This is a genomic window from Pseudomonas sp. NPDC087817 (assembly GCF_044742875.1).
Taxonomy (GTDB): Bacteria; Pseudomonadota; Gammaproteobacteria; order Pseudomonadales; family Pseudomonadaceae; genus Aquipseudomonas.
Window position 1 is genome coordinate 1 of record NZ_JBIUVJ010000157.1, and the last position, 2,504, is coordinate 2,504.

3 protein-coding genes and 1 pseudogene are annotated in these 2,504 nt (G+C 60.7%); all 4 read left to right on the top strand.

The features are described 5' to 3' along the window. Window positions 1–92: 92 nt before the first annotated feature. Window positions 93–701, top strand: a complete 609-nt coding sequence (gene ccoO / locus ACIONG_RS30290; RefSeq protein WP_401304688.1) for a cytochrome-c oxidase, cbb3-type subunit II — start codon at window positions 93–95, stop codon at window positions 699–701. 3 nt (window positions 702–704) lie between these two features. Further along, window positions 705–902 (top strand): cbb3-type cytochrome c oxidase subunit 3, encoded by a 198-nt coding sequence (locus ACIONG_RS30295; protein ID WP_095189482.1) that lies wholly within the window; start codon window positions 705–707, stop codon window positions 900–902. Then, complete coding sequence (gene ccoP, locus ACIONG_RS30300; protein WP_103303918.1) at window positions 899–1,852, top strand: cytochrome-c oxidase, cbb3-type subunit III; 954 nt, start codon at window positions 899–901, stop codon at window positions 1,850–1,852. Before ACIONG_RS30295 ends, ccoP begins: the two co-directional genes overlap by 4 nt. A gap of 481 nt (window positions 1,853–2,333) precedes the next feature. Beyond that, a pseudogene (locus ACIONG_RS30305) lies at window positions 2,334–2,504 on the top strand (cytochrome C oxidase Cbb3); the annotation flags it as partial.

Here is a 2,504-nt window from a genome sequence, read left to right on the forward strand (position 1 = left end):
GTTCCTGATGGCTTACAACACCTGGCGCACCGTGCGGGCCTCGCAGCCTGCTGACGTCGTTGCCGCCGCGCAGATGGCCTGAGGAGTCCGCCATGAAACACGACACGATTGAAAAAAACGTCGGCCTGTTGATGTTGCTCATGGTGTTCGCCGTGAGCATCGGCGGCCTGACCCAGATCGTCCCGCTGTTCTTCCAGGACGTCACCAACAAACCGGTGGAAGGCATGAAGCCCTACACCGCGCTGCAACTGGAAGGCCGCGACATCTATATCCGCGAAGGCTGCGTCGGTTGCCATTCGCAGATGATCCGGCCGTTCCGCGCCGAAACCGAGCGCTACGGGCACTACTCGGTGGCCGGTGAAAGCGTCTGGGATCACCCATTCCTGTGGGGTTCGAAACGCACCGGTCCGGATTTGGCCCGGGTCGGCGCGCGCTACTCGGATGACTGGCACCGCGCGCACTTGTACAACCCGCGCAACGTCGTGCCTGAGTCGAAAATGCCGGCCTATCCATGGCTGGTCACGCAAGCGGTCGACAGCAGCCACACCGAAACCAAGCTCAAGACCATGCGCACCCTCGGCGTGCCGTACACCGACGACGACATCAACGGCGCGGTGGCCAGCCTCAAGGGCAAGACCGAAATGGACGCCCTCGTCTCCTACCTGCAAGTGCTCGGCACTGCGATCAAGAGCAAGAGGTGAGCCATGGTCATTGAAATGAGTGCAGGCCTGATTCGCGGCCTCGGCACGGTCGTGGTGTTCGTCGCCTTCGTCGGGCTGACGCTGTGGGTGTTCAACCGCAAGCGCACCCCGGAATTTGCCGAAGCGCGATTGCTGCCATTCGCCGACGAACCGCTACCCGACACAACCCCAGTATCTGAACCAAGGAGTACCCGGCCATGACCACCTTCTGGAGTACGTGGATCTGCGTACTGACCATCGGCAGCCTGATCGGCCTGACATGGCTGCTGGTCGGCACCCGCCGGGGCGAGACCAAGGGCAGTGTCGACCAGACCATGGGCCACAGCTTTGACGGCATCGAGGAGTACGACAACCCGCTGCCGCAGTGGTGGTTCATGCTGTTCGCCGGCACGCTGGTGTTTTCCGTGGGCTATCTGATCCTGTATCCGGGCCTCGGTAACTGGAAAGGCATCCTGCCCGGTTACGAGGACGGCTGGACCGGCGTCCACGAGTGGGAAAAGGAAATGAACAAGGCCGACGCCAAGTTCGGGCCGATCTTCGCCAAGTTCGCCGCCATGCCGGTAGAGGAAGTGGCGAAGGATCCGCAGGCGCTGAAAATGGGCGGTCGTCTGTTCGCCTCAAACTGCTCGGTGTGCCACGGCTCGGACGCCAAAGGCGCGTTCGGTTTCCCTAACCTGGCTGACAGCGACTGGCGCTGGGGCGGCGACGCCGAGACCATCAAGACCACCATCATGGGTGGCCGGATGGCGGCGATGCCGGCCTGGGGCGAAGTGCTCGGTGAGGCCGGGGTGAAGAACGTCGCCGCCTACGTGCGTCACGAACTGGCCGGCCTGCCGCTGCCAGCGGACAACAAGGCTGATCTGCAAGCCGGACAACAAGCGTTCAGCACCACTTGCACAGCCTGTCATGGGGCCACCGGCCACGGCACTGAAGCCATGGGCGCACCGAATCTGACGCACCCGGCCGGATTTATCTATGGCACCAGCCTGACGCAGCTTGAGCAGACCATCCGCCATGGTCGTCAGGGCCACATGCCGGCGCAGAACGAACTGCTGGGTAACGATAAAGTGCAATTGCTGGCCGCTTATGTGTACAGCCTGTCTCACGGATTGAATACAGAAAAACTTATTACTGAAGACAATAAACAATAAGCATTGCGCAACATCTGCCGCACCTTTCTCGGTGCGGCAGCATCCAGCCTCTTTGCGACGCATTGTCGCACCCCTTTTTACCCTCTCCTTTCGGTTCCCCGGATTCGGGTCTACGCTTGGTCGATGCGGACTGGCTCGTGCCGGTTCCAGGTCAACGCTAACCGCTGTGTTCTCCGAACCGGCTGACTGACGTGGCCGCAAACGCCGGTAGATACCGGCTGTCGTGCCATTTGCCGTCCGTCACCCGAACAGGCCGTTTGAACACACCCCGTTACAAGCGACCTGAACCCCTCGCTTTTTTCGTCCGCTGCGACATTTTGTCCGAGGCCAATTTTGACCTTACGCGGCGCATGGAAAGGCCGCAGAATCAGCGTTGGAAAGCATTGACCCAGGTCATGGCGCGTTGCAATGACCCCCTGCTCTCTGCATACTTGCGGCCGATTTTAATCCTACTCAAACACCCACACCGTGGAACCTTAGAATGAGCACAGCAATCAGTCCGACTGCTTATAACTATAAGGTAGTCCGCCAGTTCGCCATCATGACGGTGGTCTGGGGGATCCTTGGCAGGGGGCTCGGTGTCTTCATCGCCTCGCAACTGGTCTGGCCGGAATTGAACTTCGGTCTGCCGTGGACGAGCATTGGTCGCCTG

Coding starts and splice junctions, on each gene's coding strand:
- ccoO (WP_401304688.1), top strand. CDS start 93: ATGAAACACGACACGATTGAAAAAAACGTCGGCCTGTTGATGTTGCTC.
- ccoP (WP_103303918.1), top strand. CDS start 899: ATGACCACCTTCTGGAGTACGTGGATCTGCGTACTGACCATCGGCAGC.
- ACIONG_RS30295 (WP_095189482.1), top strand. CDS start 705: ATGGTCATTGAAATGAGTGCAGGCCTGATTCGCGGCCTCGGCACGGTC.